The sequence below is a fragment of the Falsiroseomonas sp. genome, assembly GCF_041690465.1.
Taxonomy (GTDB): Bacteria; Pseudomonadota; Alphaproteobacteria; order Acetobacterales; family Acetobacteraceae; genus Falsiroseomonas.
Window position 1 is genome coordinate 1 of the sequence record NZ_JAWLHG010000099.1, and the last position, 3,377, is coordinate 3,377.

Here is a 3,377-nt window from a genome sequence, read left to right on the forward strand (position 1 = left end):
ATCGCCGGTTTCGGCGCCACCCAGCTGCCGCCGGCGCACAGCACGTTGGGCAGCGACAGGTAGTCTTCGGCGTTGGCCGGGCTGACGCCCCCGGTGGGGCAGAACCGGATCGCGGGCAGCGGCGAGGCGAGCGACTTGAGGAAGGCGGCGCCGCCGGCGGCCTCGGCGGGGAAGAACTTCATCACCGAATAGCCGCGCTCGAACAGCCGCATCGCTTCCGAGGCGGTGGCGGCACCGGGCAACAGCGGCAGATCCTCCGCCTCGGCGGCATCGAGCAGCGCGTCGGTCGCGCCCGGCGAGACGCCGAAGCGCGCGCCGGCGGCCTTGGCGGCCTTCACGTCGTCGGGTGTGAGCAGGGTGCCCGCGCCGACCATACCGCCCGGAACCTCCGCCATCGCGGCGATCACGTCGAGGGCGGCGGCGGTGCGCAGGGTCACTTCCAGCGCCGGCAGCCCGCCGGCCACGAGGGCGCGCGCGAGCGGCGCGGCATGGGCCACGTCGTCGACGACCAGCACCGGCACGATCGGGGCGAGGCGGCAGATCTCTTCGGTTTTCCGGCTGGCTTCTTGCGGTGTCATGCTGTGCTCCCTAGACGACGACGGCGGCGCCGGTCGTGGACAGACCGACATTCTGGCGGAAAACCTCGAACAATTCACGCCCTATCCCGGCGCTGTTGGCGCTCAGATCGGCGCTGACGGCGGCGCGCTCGGCGAAGCCGGCTTCGAGCACCTCCAGCGTTCCCGCCTCGGCATCGAGCCGGACGCGGTCGCCGTCACGCAGCTTGGCGATCGGCCCGCCGTTGGCGGCTTCGGGCGAGACGTGGATCGCCGCCGGCACCTTGCCGGAGGCGCCCGACATCCGCCCGTCGGTGACCAGCGCCACCTTCAGGCCGCGATCCTGCAGCACCGAGAGCGTGGGCGTCAGCCCGTGCAGTTCGGGCATGCCGTTGGCCTTCGGCCCCTGGAAGCGCACCACCACGACCACGTCGCCGGTGAACTCGCCGGCCTGGAACGCGGCCTTCACCGCCTCCTGGTTGTCGAACACCCGCGCCGGGGCCTCGATCACGTGCCTCTCGGGTGCCACGGCGGACACCTTGATCACGCCTTGCCCGAGGTTGCCCGACAGCTGGACCAGCCCGCCCGAGGGCTGGAACGGATCGGCGGCGGGGCGCAGGATCTTGTCGTTGAGGCTGTCGCGCGGGGCGGGCTCCCAGGTGACCCGCTCGCCCGCGAGCTTGGCCTCGGTGGCGTAGGCCGCCAGCCCGCCGCCCGCCACGGTCTTGGTGTCGGGGTGCAGGAGCCCGGCGTCGAGCAGGTTGCCGATCATGTAGCCAAGCCCGCCGGCGGCGTGGAAGTGGTTCACGTCCGCCAGCCCGTTGGGGTAGACCCGCGCCATCAGCGGCGTGATCGCGGAGATCTCGGCGAAATCCTCGAGCGCCAGCTCCACCCCCGCCGCGCGCGCCATCGCCACGAGGTGCAGCACGAGGTTGGTCGAGCCACCGGTGGCCATCAGCCCGACGATGCCGTTGGCGAAGGCCTTCTCGTCGAGCACGTCCGCCACCGGGATGAATTCGTTGCCGAGCGCGGTGATCGACAGCGCCCGGTGCGTGGCCTCGGCGGTGAGCGCCTCGCGCAGCGGCGTGCCGGGGTTGACGAAGCTCGCGCCGGGCAGGTGCAGCCCCATGAACTCCATCAGCATCTGGTTGGAATTGGCGGTGCCGTAGAAGGTGCAGGTGCCGGGGCCGTGGTAGGCCGCCATTTCCGACGCCATCAGCTCCTCGCGGCTGGCCTCGCCGGTGGCGAAGCGCTGGCGCACCTTGGCCTTCTCGTCGTTCGAGATGCCGGAGGTCATCGGCCCGGCGGGCACGAAGACGGCGGGGATATGGCCGAAGGTGGCGGCGGCGATCACCAGCCCCGGCACGATCTTGTCGCAGATGCCGAGGTAGAGCGCGGCGTCGAAGGTGTTGTGGCTGAGCGCCACGCCGGCGGCGAGCGCGATCACGTCGCGCGAGAACAGGCTGAGTTCCATGCCCACCTCGCCTTGGGTGACGCCGTCGCACATCGCCGGCACCCCGCCCGCCACCTGCGCCGTGCCCCCTGCCGCGCGGGCGGTGGCCTTGATCAGGTCGGGGAAATCCTTGTAGGGCGCATGGGCCGAGAGCATGTCGTTATAGGCGGTGACGATGCCGATGTTGGGGGCGCGGCCGGTGGCCAGCGCGCCCTGGTCGTCGCCGGCGCCGGCATAGGCATGGGCCTGGTTCGAGCAGCTCAGATGCGCCCGGCGCGGGCCGTCCTCGGCGGCGCGCGCGACCTGGTCGAGATAGCGCGCGCGCCGGTCCTGCGAACGGGCGATGATGCGCTGGGTGATGCGGTCAAGCTCGGGATGGAGGGTCATCGGGGCGGTCCTTCGTCGACATGCGGGGGGTGCGAAACCGTGCACGGGCAGGTGACCGGGAGGTAGCACAGGGATTTAGCGCTAACAATACCCGACCCCGCCCGACCCGCCTTCGGCTGATTTCCGCGACAATACCGCCAGCTTTCCGCAGTTCCGCCGCATTTGGTCAACAAAGTCTCCGGCATCGAGACGCGTGAAAGAAGCTGGAGGAAACCATGACCCTGTTCCGAGCCACCCTGATGCTGGCCGCCGCCGCCCTGCTCTCCGCCTGCGCCGGGGGCGATATCGTGAGCCGCAACGCGCTGACAAACTCGGAGCTCCTGGGCTCCAAGGATGGCGAGATGCGCGCGTCGGTGCCCCTGAACCGGTCCTACCGGGTGGTGGACGTCAGGGTTGAAGTGCCCGAAACGCTCACCTCCTCGGAGGATAACGGCATCAAGCCGCGCGTCGACATCCTCTGGCAGGAAGACCCTGCCGGCGACCGGCACGCGCAGGTGCGCGAGTTGATGACGGCGGCGCTCGAAGAGGGCGTGGCCGCGACGGAGGGCAGCCGCGATGTGGTGCTCGACGTGGTGATGACGCGCTTCCACGCGCTGACCAAGCGCACCCGCTATTCGATCGGCGGCGAGCACGAGGTCTGGATGTATGTCGCGGTGCGCGATGCCGAGACCGGCGAGCTGCTCGAACCGGCGCGCCGGATCGGCTTCGATCACCGGATCAGCGCGGCGCAGGCGCTCGAAAACGAGGCACAGGGGCTGAACCAGCGGCTCGAGATCACCGCGCTGGTCAAGGAGATGATCCGCCACGAACTGACCCGCCCGCGCGATTTCCTGCAGGGCTGAGGCAGGCAGAAACCGATGAGCGGGGGCGGGCCGGCGGCTCGCCCCCCTTCGTTTGGGCTTTGCGCCGGGCGCGCGCTGGGGTAGGGGAGCGGCATGACCGATACCCGCCCCACCATCCGCCTCAAGCCCAAGGCCAACGCC

Annotated in this window: 3 protein-coding genes; 1 reads left to right on the top strand and 2 read right to left on the bottom strand. The window is 70.6% G+C overall.

What is annotated here, in order from left to right; all coding sequences use genetic code 11:
* On the bottom strand, nt 1–629 hold a 629-nt coding region (gene eda / locus ACESM1_RS30230; RefSeq protein WP_372625104.1), incomplete at its 3' end, for a bifunctional 4-hydroxy-2-oxoglutarate aldolase/2-dehydro-3-deoxy-phosphogluconate aldolase.
* Nucleotides 589–2,394: a phosphogluconate dehydratase gene (gene edd / locus ACESM1_RS30235; protein WP_372625106.1), complete on the bottom strand. Its 1,806-nt coding sequence runs from the start codon at nt 2,392–2,394 to the stop codon at nt 589–591. The genes eda and edd, both read right to left, overlap by 41 nt.
* 239 nt (nt 2,395–2,633) lie before the next feature.
* On the opposite strand from edd, the gene ACESM1_RS30240 reads away from it, so the two are divergent.
* Nucleotides 2,634–3,236, top strand: a complete 603-nt coding sequence (locus ACESM1_RS30240) for a DUF6778 family protein (RefSeq protein WP_372625108.1) — start codon at nt 2,634–2,636, stop codon at nt 3,234–3,236.
* Nucleotides 3,237–3,377 lie beyond the last annotated feature (141 nt).

What these genes read in the sequence shown, in the direction of transcription:
- ACESM1_RS30240 (WP_372625108.1), top strand. Translation starts at nt 2,634, where the DNA reads ATGCTGGCCGCCGCCGCCCTGCTCTCCGCCTGCGCCGGGGGCGATATC.
- edd (WP_372625106.1), bottom strand. Translation starts at nt 2,394, where the DNA reads ATGACCCTCCATCCCGAGCTTGACCGCATCACCCAGCGCATCATCGCC.